The organism is Anaerosoma tenue, from assembly GCF_023161965.1.
GTDB lineage: Bacteria > Actinomycetota > Coriobacteriia > Anaerosomatales > Anaerosomataceae > Anaerosoma > Anaerosoma tenue.
Map to the genome: position 1 here is coordinate 326,773 of NZ_JALNTY010000002.1, position 16,513 is coordinate 343,285.

17 protein-coding genes are annotated in these 16,513 nt (G+C 61.4%); 8 read left to right on the top strand and 9 right to left on the bottom strand.

The window, feature by feature from the left end; translation table 11 throughout:
- Nucleotides 1–64: 64 nt before the first annotated feature.
- From MSB02_RS06570 to rpmH, 9 genes are all read right to left on the bottom strand, one after another.
- Nucleotides 65–367: a YtxH domain-containing protein gene (locus MSB02_RS06570; protein WP_267194436.1), complete on the bottom strand. Its 303-nt coding sequence runs from the start codon at nucleotides 365–367 to the stop codon at nucleotides 65–67.
- Nucleotides 368–1,237, bottom strand: a complete 870-nt coding sequence (locus MSB02_RS06575) for a ParB/RepB/Spo0J family partition protein (protein ID WP_267194437.1) — start codon at nucleotides 1,235–1,237, stop codon at nucleotides 368–370.
- The gene (locus MSB02_RS06580) at nucleotides 1,230–1,985 is read right to left on the bottom strand and encodes a ParA family protein (RefSeq protein WP_267194643.1); all 756 of its coding nucleotides are present in this window, start codon (nucleotides 1,983–1,985) and stop codon (nucleotides 1,230–1,232) included. The genes MSB02_RS06575 and MSB02_RS06580 overlap by 8 nt, the downstream gene beginning before the upstream one ends.
- Before the next feature lie 114 nt (nucleotides 1,986–2,099).
- Nucleotides 2,100–2,837: a 16S rRNA (guanine(527)-N(7))-methyltransferase RsmG gene (rsmG, locus tag MSB02_RS06585; RefSeq protein WP_267194438.1), complete on the bottom strand. Its 738-nt coding sequence runs from the start codon at nucleotides 2,835–2,837 to the stop codon at nucleotides 2,100–2,102.
- Between the two features lie 290 nt (nucleotides 2,838–3,127).
- Complete coding sequence (gene jag, locus MSB02_RS06590; protein WP_267194439.1) at nucleotides 3,128–3,856, bottom strand: RNA-binding cell elongation regulator Jag/EloR; 729 nt, start codon at nucleotides 3,854–3,856, stop codon at nucleotides 3,128–3,130.
- Nucleotides 3,853–4,584 (bottom strand): YidC/Oxa1 family membrane protein insertase, encoded by a 732-nt coding sequence (locus MSB02_RS06595; RefSeq protein WP_052515579.1) that lies wholly within the window; start codon nucleotides 4,582–4,584, stop codon nucleotides 3,853–3,855. The genes jag and MSB02_RS06595 overlap by 4 nt, the downstream gene beginning before the upstream one ends.
- A 109-nt stretch (nucleotides 4,585–4,693) precedes the next feature.
- On the bottom strand, nucleotides 4,694–4,894 hold the full coding sequence (yidD, locus tag MSB02_RS06600) for a membrane protein insertion efficiency factor YidD (RefSeq protein WP_407653155.1): 201 nt from the start codon (nucleotides 4,892–4,894) through the stop codon (nucleotides 4,694–4,696).
- A gap of 17 nt (nucleotides 4,895–4,911) precedes the next feature.
- Entirely contained in the window at nucleotides 4,912–5,247 is a 336-nt protein-coding gene (rnpA, locus tag MSB02_RS06605) for a ribonuclease P protein component (protein ID WP_267194440.1), read from the bottom strand.
- Between the two features lie 32 nt (nucleotides 5,248–5,279).
- Nucleotides 5,280–5,423 (bottom strand): 50S ribosomal protein L34, encoded by a 144-nt coding sequence (gene rpmH, locus MSB02_RS06610; RefSeq protein ID WP_267194441.1) that lies wholly within the window; start codon nucleotides 5,421–5,423, stop codon nucleotides 5,280–5,282.
- A 729-nt stretch (nucleotides 5,424–6,152) separates the two neighbouring features.
- Here rpmH and MSB02_RS06615 point away from each other — a divergent pair.
- The 8 genes from MSB02_RS06615 (at nucleotide 6,153) to gyrA (ending at nucleotide 16,483) form a co-directional block, all read left to right on the top strand.
- A complete protein-coding gene (locus MSB02_RS06615; RefSeq protein WP_267194442.1) occupies nucleotides 6,153–7,001 on the top strand; it encodes an ATP-binding protein in 849 nt (282 codons plus the stop codon).
- Nucleotides 7,002–7,015: 14 nt separating this feature from the next.
- A complete protein-coding gene (dnaA, locus tag MSB02_RS06620; RefSeq protein WP_267194443.1) occupies nucleotides 7,016–8,389 on the top strand; it encodes a chromosomal replication initiator protein DnaA in 1,374 nt (457 codons plus the stop codon).
- Nucleotides 8,390–8,618: 229 nt separating this feature from the next.
- Complete coding sequence (gene dnaN, locus MSB02_RS06625; RefSeq protein ID WP_267194444.1) at nucleotides 8,619–9,719, top strand: DNA polymerase III subunit beta; 1,101 nt, start codon at nucleotides 8,619–8,621, stop codon at nucleotides 9,717–9,719.
- A 15-nt stretch (nucleotides 9,720–9,734) separates the two neighbouring features.
- Nucleotides 9,735–10,835 (top strand): DNA replication/repair protein RecF, encoded by a 1,101-nt coding sequence (gene recF / locus MSB02_RS06630; protein ID WP_267194445.1) that lies wholly within the window; start codon nucleotides 9,735–9,737, stop codon nucleotides 10,833–10,835.
- Entirely contained in the window at nucleotides 10,835–11,401 is a 567-nt protein-coding gene (locus MSB02_RS06635) for a DUF721 domain-containing protein (RefSeq protein WP_267194446.1), read from the top strand. The genes recF and MSB02_RS06635 overlap by 1 nt, the downstream gene beginning before the upstream one ends.
- A 106-nt stretch (nucleotides 11,402–11,507) precedes the next feature.
- Nucleotides 11,508–13,415 (top strand): DNA topoisomerase (ATP-hydrolyzing) subunit B, encoded by a 1,908-nt coding sequence (gyrB, locus tag MSB02_RS06640; protein ID WP_323748510.1) that lies wholly within the window; start codon nucleotides 11,508–11,510, stop codon nucleotides 13,413–13,415.
- A gap of 25 nt (nucleotides 13,416–13,440) precedes the next feature.
- Entirely contained in the window at nucleotides 13,441–13,908 is a 468-nt protein-coding gene (locus tag MSB02_RS06645; protein WP_267194448.1) for a hypothetical protein, read from the top strand.
- Nucleotides 13,909–13,924: 16 nt separating this feature from the next.
- A complete protein-coding gene (gene gyrA / locus MSB02_RS06650) occupies nucleotides 13,925–16,483 on the top strand; it encodes a DNA gyrase subunit A (protein ID WP_267194449.1) in 2,559 nt (852 codons plus the stop codon).
- Nucleotides 16,484–16,513 lie beyond the last annotated feature (30 nt).

Genomic DNA, 16,513 nt, shown 5'->3' on the forward strand with positions numbered 1-16,513 from the left:
CACAAGATGCAGCGCCATATCTTCCCCTCCGCTCCGGAGAGAAGGTTACAACGGCGCGCTGACATCAGGACGACATCACGGTGCGCGAGTAGCGCTGCACTCCATCCCTGATCTCTTGGACCTTCCGCCACGCGACCTCTTCGTCGCGACCGAGATAGTGGTCCATGCGAGAGCCGACGTTCTCCACGGCGGACTCTGCCCGCTCCGCCACGATCCTGGCGGTCTCGGCGAGGCGGCTCGCCTCTTCCGCGAGCCGTCGGCGGGTCTCGTCACCGCGTGCCGGCGCGAACATCAGGCCCGCCAGGATGCCTGCAGCGGCTCCGACGAAGATGCCTATGACAAAATATGTCAGTCTATCGGGTCTCACTCACACACCTCCCTCTCGTGTAGTGGTCTCGCCTTCCGTGAGCAGCCGCATGATCCTCTCGAGGTCGCCCTCGTCGTGGAAGTCGATCTCTATCTTGCCCTTCTTCGCAGTCTGCCGCACGCGAACGTTCGTTGAAAGGAGTCGTCTCAGTTTGCGCGCGACGATCTTGTACGACTTCGGCGTCACCGGCCTGGGTGCGGAGATGCTCGCTCCAGCCGCGAGCAGTTTCGCAAGGCTCTCGGCTTCTCGGACTGACAGTCCCTCGTCCACGCACTTGCGTGCGAGGGTATGACGTCTGTCGTCGTCCGGTATCGACAAAATCGCGCGGGCGTGGCCAGCACTGAGCCGCCCTTGGTACAACTGCTCCTGGATGTCCTCGGGCAGGTCGAGCAACCTGAGTGTGTTCGTCACCGCCGATCGGGACTTCGAGACGCGATCAGCCAGCTCCGCCTGGGTCATACCGTACTCTGCGATGAGGCGACGATAGCCTCGCGCCTCTTCAACCGGGTTGAGGTCAGAGCGCTGCAGATTCTCGATAAGGGCGAGGGCCAGAGCCTCGGTGTCACTGATCGCCATGACCCGGACAGGGACCCGCTCGAGTCCCGCCGCCTGTGCAGCCCTCCAGCGTCGCTCACCTGCGATTATCTGGTATCCAGCTCCGTGAGCGCGCACCAGTATGGGCTGTAGAACCCCAACCTTCTTGATGGAGTCCGCGAGTTCGTTGATCTGGTCCTCATTGATATCGGTGCGTGGTTGCTCCGGATTGGGCAGCACCTCGCTGATTGAGAGTTCCAGGACCTCTCCGCCGACCTCCTGGCCGGCCCCTGGGATCAAGGCGGACAGTCCCTTCCCTAGACCGCGCTTAGACACGGGAGATCACTTCCTTCGCCAGTAGCTGGTAGGCCTCGGTGCCACGACCACTCGGGTCGTACAGGGTGACGGGCTGTCCGAAGCTCGGGGCTTCAGACAGACGTACGCTCCGCGGGATCAGAGTGTCGAAGACGCGATCACCGAAGAAGTCTCGGACCTCATCGACGACCTGCTGTGATAGGCGGGTCCTGCGGTCGTACATCGTCATGACCACACCGAATATCTCCAGTGCGGGATTCAGCTGGGTTTTGACCAGACGTACCGTTTCGAGAAGTTTCGTCAGGCCTTCCAGGGCATAGTACTCACACTGCACCGGTATGAGCACTCCATCAGCGGCGGTCAGAGCGTTGATGGTGAGCAACCCCAGTGAGGGGGGGCAGTCGACTATCACGAAGTCGAAGTCGCCCATTACTGGATTCAGAACCTGCTTCAGCTTCGTCTCACGGCTGAACGCGGACACCAACTCGATCTCAGCGCCGGCCAGTTGGATCGTCGAGGGGACCACGAACACCCCTTCGACCTCCACCGGCTCGATGAGGCGCTCGAGCTCGATATCCCCGAGCAAAGCGTCGTAGACGCACTGTTCGCGCTGATTCTTGTCCAGGCCGTAGCCAGAAGTCGCGTTCCCTTGTGGATCGAGGTCCACCAGAAGGATCTTCTGCCCTTCGGTCGCAAGGGTGGCCGCCAGATTCACCGCCGTAGTGCTCTTGCCCACTCCGCCCTTCTGATTGACCACCGCCAGCACCATGGCGCTACGAACGGCGCTGCCCGGCCTATCCGTCCCTGAGTCCAATACGGACCCTCCTCCCGCGTTCACCGTCATGACGCCAGTATAGTCACGCCCACATCAACCAGGAATACCCTAACCGCCAAACGGCCGACGCTGAGCCAGACCCGATCTTCGTGGCAGCCTGATGCTCGGCTCTTCAACCTTTTCGTAAACGCACAACGTACGCTTCTCGCCACCTCCAGGCAGTGCGTACTCCATCATCCCCGTGGCCGACATTCCGAGAACTCCTGCCGCATGCTCAGCATGAGCGATCTCATCCACTGATGGGTTCCCCTTCATGGCGACCAACCGGCCACCGACGCGCAATAGAGGTGAGGAGAGCTCGAGCAGCGACGGCAGCGCGCTCACCGCGCGCGCCACCACGGTGTCAAAGCGGCCGCGAGCAACTTGTGCGTACTCCTCCGCCCTCATTGACACCACTTCGGCCTTCACAGGGATCTCCTGCGCCCACTGCTCCAAGAGCGCAGCCTTCTTCTTAGTGGCCTCGCACAGTACCATGCTCACGCCGCCAATGGCCCAGGGAATCCCCGGATAGCCAGCCCCTGTGCCCATATCGAGTGCCGCGCCAAGCGCCTTTTCGACCATTCCGAGCGGGAGAAGGGAGTCGATGATGTGCAGCCTGACGAAGTCCTCTGGCTCGATCACGGCAGTCAAGTTGATCGTGTTGTTTGCAAGGAGCACGCTGTTGCCGTGCCGAGTAAGCGCTTCGACCTGGAGGTCGCTTACGCCGATGCCAGCCGCCACGAGCATCGAGCGCACCCGGTGGATCGTAAGCGGTGCTGTGTCGTTAGAGTGTTTCACGTGGAACATACTCCAACTCCTTCACGTCGATGGCAAGTGCGGGCCACCGCTCATGGACGATGATGATGTTTCACGTGAAACACTCGAACGGACTCACTGCGCAAACGCACGGCCGACACTGTGGGTTTCATCGGCCACGTGACTCGCCCTCACGAATCGTGTACTTGTGTCACTGCCCGGGCCGCGCTCAGTGTGGAGACAAGCAGCACCCGCACGATGTGGATCAGCCTGGCGCTTCAACAACAGACAGGGCGCCTCCTTGGAGGCGCCCTGTCATCTTCGGATTGAGCCTTATCGCTCTAGCGCGGGTGGACCACGACCATCCGACGCGGTTCCATCCCTTCGCTCTCGGTGTGGACCCTGCGGTCCTCTCGGAGGGCCATGTGTATGACTCGGCGCTCGAAACTGCTCATCGGGCGGAGTTGAACGGCACGCCGCTGTCGAACCGCGCGATCCGCGGCGCCCCGTGCTATCTCCTCAAGCTTCACGCGTCTACGGTGACGATACCCTGAGACATCGACCACCAGCGGATACCGCGTGTCGAGACGACGGTTGGTGATGGTTGAAACGATAACCTGCAGGGCATCGAGCGTCCGCCCATGTCGGCCGATCAACACCGCCATGTCGTCACCGGTGATGTCGAGGATGATCTCGCCTTCATCACCCTCGTACTCGTCGATCGAACCTTCTATTCCCAGCGCCCGGAGGATCTCCTTGATCGCTTCAGCGCCGGCATCGGCGATCGCATCGAGCTCGTCATCGGTCAGTTCTACATCTTCACTGGATGCGTCATCAACATCCGACTCATCGTCATCGGTGTCATCGTCGATATCGTCGCCAGAGTCAACCGCCCCTGGCTTGAGCCACACGCGGACCCGTGCCGGCCGGCCACTCGACCCGAAGAGCCCTCGGCCAGGCTCAGCCAGAACCTCATACTCAACGGCGTCCTGCTGGACACCCATCTCCTCAAGAGCCGAATCGATCGCGTCCTCGACGGACGGTCCCTCAATAGTCACCTCGTCTATCATGCGTCTACCTCCCGCGCCTTGTAGACCTTGGTCTGTACGATCTGCTGGATCACCCCGAGGAGGCCCTGGGTGACCCAGTAGAGGACGACACCAGCCGACACGCTCCATCCGAAGAACAGCATCATGGCAGCCATCACGTAGCCCATCTGGCGCTGTTGCGACTGTGCGCCGGGCTGCATCAACTGCGGTACCAGCGTGCTGGCACCGAAGAGAACGACGAAGATCACGTAGGGAAGCGCCGCAACCAGCCCATTCAGGCTATACACCTGGCTTGCTGAGAGGGTGATATCTGGAAGTATTATCCAGAACCGTGACACCGCCTCCGCGGCCGCCTGCCCCTGTTCCGCCGCAACGCTCGCGATGTGCTGGGGGAACAGGCCCACCGTATCGCCCGTCGTTCCTAGCATGCGGAACAACGCGAAGAAGATCGGCATCTGCAGGAGCATCGGCAGACACCCTCCGAACGGGTTCACTTTGTTCTCCTGATAGAACTTAAGGGTCTCCTCTTGGAGCTTCTCCTTGTCGTTCTTGTACTTCTCCTGCAGCTCCTTGATCTTCGGTTGGATCCTCTGCAGTTCATACATCGAGCGTGTCTGTTTTATGGTAAGTGGCAGCAAGAGGACGCGTATCGCCACCGTGAGGAGAATGATGGCGAAACCGTAATCATGTACCACTCCGTACAACACCTGCAGGATCTCGAACAACAGTTTCTCGATAGGTGCGAGCACGAAACGCCAACCTCCTCGGGCTTGGCTGCTGGTCTGCGAGGAATCGTATCCACTCCCGGTTCCTCCGGGGGGTATCTGCAATCACCACACTATATACCACGCGCGCGCGTCACGGCACCGGGTCGTGGCCTCCGGGGCTCCATGGATGACAGCGGCTGATCCTCTTGATGGCAAGCCAGCCTCCATGCGCAAGGCCGTGACGCTCTATAGCTGTCACAGCGTATGCGGAGCACGTGGGCGTGAAGCGACATGTGGGCGGCAATAAAGGGGAGACCACGAGCCGATAGCTCTTGATAAGCAGTATCGTCATGACCGCCAGGGGGTTCTTCACTCCGAGACCACCCCGGCCCTCTTCAGGCTCTCCACAAGCCCTCGATCGAGTTCGTCTGCCGACACATGCCCCGTGGACGGCCGCGCAACCAGCGCCACATCCCACGCGCTCCATGGGCCGCCACACCGGCGGACCGCCTCACGCATCACACGCTTGCAGCGATTCCGCTCGACCGCCCCGCCGAGACGCCTCCCGGCAACGAAAAGCACGCGGCCGCTCTGGCCGCGTGCTTCCGGTGTAGGCTTGACGATCAACGCTATCGCTCCGCTGGACGCCCTGCGTCCCTGCCTGAAGAGTATGTCGATCTCGCGAGGGCTCTTGATCGTCTCCATGGGGCCGACCTCTCGGCCCGTGCCCGCGTCGTCTACGCGGCGCTCGGGCAGAGGACCTTCCGACCCTTGCGACGACGTGCCGCGATGATCGCCCGACCGGCGCGGGTCGACATGCGCTTGCGGAAGCCGTGGGTCTTCGCACGCTTCCGGTTGTTCGGCTGATATGTACGCTTCACTGCTGGTCCCTCCGTTCGGCGCTCCGGGCCCTGGCCCGGGCACAAGCTTGGCGATTATAGCGACGTGCCGATGCGGGTGTCAATCCGGGTGCCGCCACGAGCGTGTTCCAACTCTCGCCGCACCTGCATCGCTATTCCACGAGCCCCGCCGAAAATTCCTCCTGAATCTGTGGATAATGTGGAAAACCCAGGACGTGAGCGTGCCCGGCCTGTGGATAACCACTCACGCCTCATTGTGAGGAGCACCGGCCCTTTGCTAGAATCAGCGTCGTTCCACGGAAACGCCATCGGCGACATGATCCTTGAAAAACCCCTGGTAAGAAGCGGTATGGCGCGGAGTCGCCTCTTGGACTCCGATTCCACTGTCCCCGGTTATCCACAGTCATGTCAACCCTTCTTCGGTCCTTCTTCCACATCCGGCTGCCCGAGCTCTACAGCGAATCAGTTCCCCACAGGGCCCGGCAGCGCGGAAAGCCCCGGAGAGGCGTCGGACCACCGTAACCTGCATGTTCGATGGATGTTCGGTGTGTGTTGGTGGAAACGTTCTCCACATATGTGGAAAGCATTGTGGATAACTAAGGAAGCCGCTGTTCAATGAATGTCACATCTTCTGCCTCAACATGTAAACGAGGCTTCCGGATACGCCTTCTACCTGGGGTTTCTCAGATCGGTCCGAATCGCGTCGTTGTGGACTATCGTGTGGAACGCTCGATATAGCGAGGGGGTTTGGTGGAGTCTTCTTACGATGAGGCCGCTGTCTCGACACCGGCGACATATAGCGATCCACCCTCTGCCCCTACGGCGCACAGCGATGGGGCAAGCGGTGTCGATGCTGCCACACCCAACCCTGCGCTCATCGCGGTCTACGACAACCTGACGTCGTCGCCCCGTGTCGAAAGGGTGCGGGGAACCACCCCCCGGGAGTTGATCGATGACCTCTCCACCCGCACCTACCAGATCTCGCATGAGGCTGGCGGGGAAGTGCCGTACATGGTCATCCGGGAGATAGTCGAGAACTTCATACATGCGGGTTTCGACGAGGTCGTCGTCAGCGTCCTCGATGGCGGTAACACGCTGCGCTTCGCCGACCAGGGACCGGGGATCCGTGACAAGGAGCGTGTGTTCCTTCCGGGTTTCACCACCGCCACCGATCACATGAAGCGTGTCATCAAAGGGGTCGGTTCCGGTCTTCCTGTCGCTCGCGAGTGCCTCACTTTCTCTGCGGGAACCATCGAGATCGACGACAACCTGGGGGCGGGAACCGTCGTGACCTTGTGCATGTCCCCTAAGAGCCCACGCACCGACGCACCGACGCCCCGGGATGACCGGGTCACCCCACTGCCGATGACAGACATCCCCGACCTGTCCCTCCGCCACAAGAAGGTCATGTCGTTGATCATGGAGGTAGGGGCTCTTGGCCCGTCGGTCGTTTCTCGCGAACTTGGCGTGGGTCTATCGACGGCATATCGGGACCTTGAACACCTTGCCGCTCTCGGCCTGGTGGAGGCCGACGTGACAGGCAAGCGCGCACTGACCGATGCAGGTATCCAGTGCCTCGACGCACTGTTTGGAAGGTAGGGGGAGATACGTAGATGTTGGATGTCCAGCAGGTATGGCAGGAGACGCTTGATGTCGTGCGGGGTGAGCTCAACACACCGACGTTCAAGACATGGTTCGAGCAGACTGCGCCGCTCGGGATCATCGAGCACGAGATGCTCATCGGTGTTCAGAACGACTTCGCCCGAGACTGGCTGGAGTCGCGATACTCCGGCCTTCTCGCTTCCGCTCTGACGCAAGTGACCGGATCACCGATGGTCGTGCGCTTCAGCGTCCCCGGGGACACCAAGAGCGGCGCACAGTCGGCCACGGCAGTCGAGGTGGTGGTACCGGAGCCGGCAGCTCCATCCCCTGAGAGACAGCGGGGCCCTGCTCCCGAGTTGGAGCCGAACTGCACGTTCGACTCGTTCGTGGTCGGCCCCTCGAACCAATTCTCGTACCATGTCGCTCTTGCAGTCGCCGAGGCCCCCGGAACCGCGTACAACCCTCTCTTCATCTACGGCGGGGCCGGGCTCGGCAAGACGCACCTCCTGCAGGCCATCGGAGCGTATGTGCGCACGAGCTACCCCCACCTACGCGTCAAGTACGTCACGAGCGAGCAGTTCACCAACGACTTCATCAAGTCGATCGGTGACCGCGACAAGAACAGGACAGAGGGTTTCAGGCGAGCATACCGTGAGAACGACGTCCTCTTGATCGACGACATCCAGTTCATCCAGGGCAAGGAGACGACCCAGACCGAGTTCTTCCATACATTCAACACTCTCCGGGAAGCCGGCAAACAGATCGTCATGACTTCGGACAGACCACCCTCCGAGATCGGCAACATCGAGGAGCGCCTCCGTACGAGGTTCGGCTGGGGTCTGATCGCGGATATCCAACCACCCGATCTTGAGACACGTATCGCCATCCTTAGGAGAAAGGCCGAGATGGCACGTGTGAACGCTCCTGATGACGTCCTGGCGTTCATCGCCGAACGACTCTCGAGCAACATCCGGGAGCTTGAGGGGGCTCTGGTCCGGGTCGCCGCTTACAGCTCGGTCTCACAGCGTCCGATCGACCTCGACCTGGCTCAAAGCGTCCTAAAGGACACCTTCCCTGAGCATTCAGTCAAACCTATCTCGATATCCACCATCCAACAGGAGGTCTGTAGGTTCTATCAGATATCCCGGGCCGACCTTGTTGGAGACAAGCGCTCCCAAGCGATCGCGTTCCCTCGGCAGGTGGCGATGTACTTGTCGCGAGAACTCACAGATCACTCTCTGCCGAAGATCGGTGGCGAGTTTGGCGGGCGTGACCACACGACTGTCATGTATGCGAACTCCAAGATCCAGCGCCTCATCAACGAACAGCGGGATGTCTACAACCAGATCCAGACACTCACCAACCTCATCAGGCAGAAGAACTGATACACGTGGATAACCTGTCTACGGGTGTGTGGAATCACGGCGGTTCATGTGGATATATAGCAGGGTGTGTGGATATGTGGATGAACAGGCACATTTCCCACACAAGCGCTCCACAAGCGAAGTAGTACCGGTACGCAGCGGGAATAGGGTGTTTCCACATCATCCACAGGCCCTATTACTACTGCTACTGTGATTGATAGATAAGAAACATTAGAAGAAAGGGTTCGATATGAAGATCTCGATCGCACGGGGCGAACTGCTCGACGCACTGTCGACCGTGTCCCGGGGTCTCTCCTCGAGAACCACACTCCCTATCCTCTCAGGGATACATGTGTCGACCCATGGTGAAGACGCCCTGTTCCAGGCTACTGATCTGGAAGTCTCGGTGAAGACTTCATGTAAAGCCCGTGTTGAGGATGCCGGGCAGACCGTCCTTCCCGGGAAGCTGCTGACGGACATCGTCCGGAGCCTGCCTGAGGCTGCGATCACGATCGCTTCTGATGTCTCAGGCACAGCGAACATCACGTGTGGGCAGTCGTCCTTCACCATGAAAACGCTACCCCCTGACGACTACCCGAAATTCCCTGAGGTCACCCCTAATGAAAGGGTCTCGCTACCCACGGAGGAGTTCAGCCACGTTGTCCACCAGGTCTCACGTTCAGTGAGCAGGGATGAGACACGACCGATCCTTACAGGGATCCTTGTGGTGGTAGAAGACGGGACCTTGAGGATGGTCGCCACCGACTCGTATCGGCTCTGCATCAAGGAAGCCGCGGTGAGTGGGGTGTCGGGTGGGATCGAACTCGTCGTTCCCGGAAAAGCGATGGAGGATGTGGCTAAACTGGTGGGTTCGGCTGAAGCCGTGTCCATCGGTGTCTCTGAGAATCAGGTCGTATTCACGTTCGGGAACACCACGTTCATTTCAAGGCGCATAGAAGGGACGTTCCCGAACTACCGGCAACTACTGCCGAAGGAGCTCGTCACCAGAGCTGTCGTCGATAGAACGGAGTTCCTTGAGGCGGTGAAGCGCGTTTCGCTCATGGCACAACACAACTCACCGATCCGTATACGGGTGAACGCGGGAAACCACACCCTCACGCTCTCCGCTGCGTCTCAAGACATCGGTGAGGCAAGTGAGGACATCCAGGTGACTCCCGAGGGTGAGGATATCGAGATAGCCTTCAGCCACGCATATCTTCTCGACGGTGTCGCTGTGGCCGAAGGGGACACCATCGCGCTTGAGACCACCAGCCCGCTGAAGCCGGGAGTGATCAAGTCGGCGGACAAGGATGATTTCACCTACCTGCTTATGCCGGTCCGTATCGGATAGACGCCACGGCCACACGTGCACATCACACGAATCGCACTACGCGACTATCGGAACCTGGAGTCCTTCGAGCTCTCTCCAGAGAGGGCACTCACCGTGTTGGTTGGACCGAACGGTGCAGGGAAGACGAACACGATCGAAGCGATACAGATACTGTGCACAGGTTCGTCGTTCCGAAACCCTGTCTGGGAGGACTTGGTCCGGTGGGGGAGTGATATCACGAACGCGAACATGGTGGTGGAGGGTGAATCCCCACCCCTCGCGGTGAATCTACGCATCGGCAGATCCGGATCCCGGATATGGAAAGTCAACGACGTCACGAAACGACGCTTGTCGGACGCCACCCGATTCGTCCCTGTCGTAGCCTTCACCCCGGACGACCTATCGATGGTGAAAGGGTCCGCAGAACAGCGTCGAGCGAGCATCGATGCGCTCGGTGAACAGTTGTCGGTGGTCTACGGTTCACTGCGAAGAGACTACGCCCGGGTCGTGCGTCAACGGAACAGACTACTGCGTGATGGGACGACACCCGAGGTCCTGAGACCGTGGAGCGCACAACTCGTGGCCCTTGGAGCGCGTCTCCACACCCACCGCAGGAGGCTCCTTAGACGAGTGGCGGATAGCATGCGCCCGGCGTACGCGCGCCTTTCGGGGGGCGAGGAGCTTGAAGTACGGATGGAGGACCGGTGTGGGGTAGGGGTTTCTGTGGTCGATACGGATATCGATCACGAGACCGTTGCCGGATGCATGGACGAGCAGATACGCACCCGGTCAACACAGGAGATCGACCGGAGAGTCAGTCTCGTCGGCCCGCACCGGGATGATGTCGTCTTCACCATCGAAGGACGGGACGCGCGGTCGTTCGCGAGCCAGGGTCAGCAACGGACCCTCGCCCTCGCGTGGAAGCTCGCCGAGGTCGAGGTTGTGCGCTCGGTGTTGTCGAAGACCCCGGTCCTGCTCCTTGATGACGTCATGTCCGAGCTTGACCAGGACCGGAGGGCCGCGCTCACGGCGGTCATGCAGCAGGACATCCAGACCTTCGTGACAACGACCAACACCGGATACTTCGACCCGGCGCTGCTCAGATCCGCCGCTGTCGTGGACATGGGGGAGCGCTGATGGCCCGCGCGAAGAAGACCCAACGTCTGGGAGATGTGGTCGACACCACTCTCAAGCGGATCGACGTTTCGGGCAGGCGCCATGGAGCACGGGTGGTGGGTGTGTGGTCTCAGGTGGTGGGTCCAGAGATCGCCGGACACACACAAGGGTTCGCGCTGCGGGACGACCGGCAGATGGTGGTGTTCGTCGACAGCCCGTCGTGGGCCAACGAACTCTCCCTCATGGCTGGTGATCTCGTGTTCAGGCTCAATGAACACCTCGGTGAAGATACAGTGAAGACGCTTCGTTTCACTGTGTCACGAAGGGTCGCGGAGGAGCGGTCATGGGAGGCGACGCTGTCTTCCAGCCAGGAGGAGTACCTGCCCGACGAGGTGACGCCTGAGCGCCTGAGCGAGGTGGAGCGGATGCAGGTCGAACACGTGGCGTCGGTCGTCACGGACCCCGAGTTGCGAGAACTCGCGGAGAGGGTCATGACGAAGGATCTGGAGCTCAAGAAAGGGGCCAGGAAGGCCGCCTCAGGGAAGGGTTCTGCAGACAACGACACAAGCACTCCACACGAGGGTTAGAACCACCACTTGTGGTACACTTGAGCAGGGCGAACGACTACATATCGTGGTCGCGGCTATCCCCTCGTCCCGGCATCCAGGATACGCGTCAGACAGAGGAGTGAGAGTGCCCAAAAGCACATACTCAGGCAAAGACATCCAGGTCCTCGAAGGCCTTGAGGCGGTCCGTAAGCGACCGGGCATGTACATCGGGTCCACGGGCCCGAAGGGACTCCACCACCTGGTCTATGAGCTCGTTGACAACTCCGTTGACGAGGCGTTGGCAGGCTACTGCACGACCGTCGATATCGTGATCCACACCGACAACTCGGTCTCGGTCACCGACAACGGCCGAGGCATCCCGGTCGACAACGTGCCGAAGTATCGGAAGTCGGGCGTCGAGGTGGCGCTCACCGTGCTCCACGCGGGCGGCAAGTTCGGTGGCGGGGGCTACAAGGTATCCGGAGGTCTGCATGGCGTTGGTGTGAGCGTGGTGAACGCCCTGTCCGAGAGGCTCGAAGCCCAGGTGAAGCGAGACGGCAAGATCTGGGAGATAGCGTTCGAGCGCGGCAAGACGTCAACCCCGCTCGCCGCCACAGGGAAATCGAAGGCGACCGGCACCAAGATCACCTTCTGGCCGGACCCGGATATCTTTGAGACCACCGAGTTCTCGTGGGACGTGCTCTCCTCACGGATGCGGGAGACCGCGTTCCTGAACAAGAACCTGAAGATCACGCTCACCGACGAGCGCGAACTCGATCCGCGCACCGAAGAGTATCGCTACGCCGGCGGTATCGTGGACTTCGTCAAGTACCTGAACGAGAAGAAGGAGCCGATCCACTCGCGCCCGATCAGCTTCGAGGTCGAGGGGGAGGAGGGCGCCGTCGAGGTCGCCCTTCAGTGGAACACAGGCTACTCGGACACGGTCCTTGCGTTCGCCAACAACATCAACACCCATGAAGGCGGGACCCACCTCGATGGATTCAAAAACGCCCTCACCCGTACCATCAACGACTATGCGAGACGCCAGGGCATCCTGAAGGAGAAGGACGACAACCTCTCCGGTGAGGACATCAGGGAAGGGTTGACCGCGGTCATATCGGTGAAGCTGACCGAGCCGCAGTTCGAGGGGCAGACGAAGACCAAGCTCGGCAACACCGAGATGCGCTCGTTCGTGCAGTCCATCGTCACTGCAGGCCTGGGCGAATACCTCGAGGAACACCCGAAACCGGCACGCTCCATCATCACCAAGGCAAGCCAGGCGGCGAAGGCCCGCATGGCCGCGCGCAAGGCGCGTGAACTGACGCGGCGGAAGGGGCTTCTTGAGAGCTCGACCCTCCCGGGCAAGCTGGCTGACTGCTCGGTCAGGGAGGCGGCGCTCACAGAACTCTACCTGGTGGAGGGCGACTCGGCGGGCGGCTCGGCCAAGCAGGCGCGCGACCGGAGCTTCCAGGCCATACTGCCGCTGCGAGGCAAGATCCTGAATGTTGAGAAGGCGGGCGTCACACGCGCTCTCTCCTCCCTGGAGATACAGGCGATGATCACAGCGCTTGGCACTGGCATCGCCGAGGAGTTCGACCTCTCCCAGGCGCGTTACCACAAGGTCATCATCATGACCGACGCCGACGTGGACGGGGCGCATATCCGCTGCCTCATCCTCACGTTCTTCTACCGGTTCATGCGCGAGATGATCGATGCCGGCTACATCTACATCGCACAGCCGCCGTTGTACAAGTTGTCCGTGGGCAAGAAGCACGAGTACCTGTACTCGGACCGGGAGCTGCAACAGGCGCTCGCGAAGCTGCCCGAGAACACCAAGTACGGCATCCAGCGGTACAAGGGTCTTGGTGAGATGAACCCGGAGCAGTTGTGGGAGACCACGATGGATCCGGCGAGCCGCACCCTGTTGCAGGTGACGCTGGATGACGCTCTTGCGGCCGAAGAGGCGGTGGTCGACCTCATGGGGGACCAGGTCGAACCGCGCAAGCTGTTCATCCAAAGACACGCGAAGAACGTCCGCTTCCTGGACGTGTGACACGGAGTGCTAGTGGAGATAGCGGATGGCGCCCGAGGAGAGACCCAGATCACGGTTCGAGCCCCCGCCCTGGGAGGCGGAGGCTTTCGAGAGGTTCCGGCAGGAACGGGAGCGCGACCAGGCGGCGCGCGAGTTGGAGGATGCACTCACCCGGGTGAAGCAACCGCCCGCACCGCAAGAGGCGGAAGCGGCACCGGAGGACACGGCCGCAGACCCCGTATCGGACGAGCGGGTGGAAGCGATGCTTGCGGAGCTGCGAAGCCAGGAGCACACGCCCCCGGGCGCGAGCAAGCCCCTCGTGAACGCGGCGATCGCCATCCTCGGCTCGATAGGCGCCTTCGTTGTGATCGAGGCGTTCGTGTTGTTCGGCAGGACACGCGGTGCGGATCAGTCAGCCGTACTGTTGGCGGCGATGGCGTCGCTCATCATGCTGGCGATCGGGGCCGGATGTATCGCGGGTGCCGTCGTGCTGTACCGAAAGCACCATCAGTGACGAGGAGTGACACCAGGTGACAGAACCGGAAATCGCATCGAGCGTTACGCCGATCGACATAGAGGACGAACTACGGAAGTCATTCCTCGAATACTCGATGAGCGTCATCGTCGCACGAGCGCTTCCCGACGTGCGGGACGGCTTGAAGCCGGTCCATCGACGCATCCTCTACGCGATGAGCGAGTCGGGACTGACGCCGAACCGTGCTTACAAGAAGTCGGCGTGGACCGTGGGAGAGGTCATCGGCAAGTACCACCCGCACGGTGACTCGGCTGTCTACGACACGATGGTCCGCATGGCCCAGAACTGGGCTATGCGCGCCCCGCTTGTCGATGGCCACGGCAACTTCGGCTCGGTCGATGGCGACTCGGCGGCCGCGATGCGATACACGGAGTCGCGCCTCGCGCGACCCGCCATGGAGCTCCTGCGTGATCTTGAGAAAGAGACCGTGGACTTCGGGCCCAACTACGACGAGTCCCTCAAGGAACCGCTGGTGCTGCCGGCGCGCTACCCCAACCTGCTGGTGAACGGGTCGGCGGGTATCGCGGTGGGAATGGCAACCAACATCCCGCCCCACAACCTCCGTGAGGTCGTCGATGCCGCGTGCGCGTTGATAGACGACCCCGAGATCACACTCGACGGACTCATGCAGCACATCCACGGCCCCGACTTCCCCACAGGCGGGATGATCATGGGGCGCGAAGGGATCGTCTCGGCCTACGAGACCGGTCGCGGCTCGATCAAGATCCGCGGCAAAGCGCACGTCGAGCAGACATCCACCGGCCGCATGCGGATCATCATCACCGAGATCCCGTACACGGTGAACAAGTCGAAGCTCGTGAGCAAGATCGCCGAACTGGTGCGCGAGAAGAAGCTGCCGGAGATATCGGACCTCCGGGACGAGTCGGACCGCAAAGGCATGCGAGTCGTGGTGGAACTCAAACAGACCGCGATACCGCAGGTCGTGCTGAACAAACTCTTCAAGCACACCCCTCTCGAGACGGGCCAGGGCATCATCCAGCTCGCGTTGGTGGACGGCGTTCCCAAAGAGCTTTCGCTCAAGCAGATGCTCTTCCACTACGTAGAGCACCAGAAGGACGTCATCGTGCGGCGTACGCGCTATGACCTGCGCAAGGCCGAGGAGCGGGCCCATATACTTGAGGGCTACATGATCGCGCTCGACAACATCGACGAGGTCATCAAGATCATCCGCGGCAGCCAGGATGACGCCGAGGCCAAGGCGCGGTTGATCGAGCGGTTCGGTCTCTCCGAGGCCCAGACAGACGCGATCCTCGAGATGCGGCTCCGCCGCCTTACCGGACTCGAGCGCTCGAAGATCGAGGATGAACTCGCCGAGCTTCGCGAGCGCATCGCGTGGTTCAAGAAGGTCCTCGCGGACGAGTCGCTCGTGCTGCAGATCATCAAGGACGAGATGTGTGAGATCAAGGAGAAGTACGGCGACAAGCGGCGCACCGAGATATCGGGCACGGCCCGCGACCTCGACGTCGAGGACCTTATCGCCGAGGAGGACATGGTCGTCACCATCACGAAGGCCGGCTACGTCAAGCGGCTCCCGGTGGCCACGTACCGGCAGCAGCGCCGTGGTGGCAAGGGTATCTCGGGCGTGAACCTCAAGGACAGCGACTTCGTGGAGCAGCTCTTCATCAGCTCCACGCACGATTACGTGCTCTTCTTCTCCACCAAGGGCAAGGTGTACCGCCTGAAGGTGCACGAGCTTCCTGTGGGCTCCCGGCACGCGCGCGGCACAGCCGTGGTGAACCTGCTGCCCTTCGAGCAAGACGAAAGGATCGCCGCAGCGATCACCACCAGAGAGTTCAGCGCTGATGAGCACCTGCTGTTCGCCACCTCGCACGGCATGGTGAAGAAGACGGCGATACAGGCGTACGACCGGTCGCGCCGGGATGGTATCATCGCCATCAACCTGCGCGACGGGGACGAGCTGATCGCCGTGCGCCGGGTCAAGGAAGGCCAGGAGGTCATGATGGTCTCCTCCCAGGGCAAGGCCATCAAGTGGAGCGAGACCGACGCACGCCCGATGGGCCGCGACACCATGGGTGTGCGCGGCATGAACGTGCAGGACGACGATCGCGTGCTCGGCATGGAGATCGCATATCCCGGCTCGGAGCTCTTCGTGGTCACGGAGCGCGGCTACGGTAAGCGCACGCCGGTCGACCAGTACCCCACCCAGAAGCGCGGGGGCATGGGCGTCAAGACGATCCAGGTGACCGAGAAGAAGGGCCGCCTCGCCGGCATGAAGATCGTCATGCCAGGGCACGAGTTGATGCTCATCTCGGAGGAGGGCGTGGTCATCAGGGTGCGCGCCGAGGACATCAGCCAACTGGGACGTTCCACCCAGGGGGTCAAGGTCATGAACGTGGCCGGTTCCGACCGCGTCTCGGCCATCGCCCGGGTGAGCGCGAAGAAGAAGCGTCCCGCTGCCGCTGAGGGCCAGCAGGCATTGCTCGAAGAAGCGGTCGACCAGGTACCCGGTCTCACCGATCGTGAGGCCGAAGCGGAAGAGCTCGTGAGCGAGGACTTCGGCGAAGAGGAGTAGGACCTTCGGGAGCCTCGACGCGGGTCCACC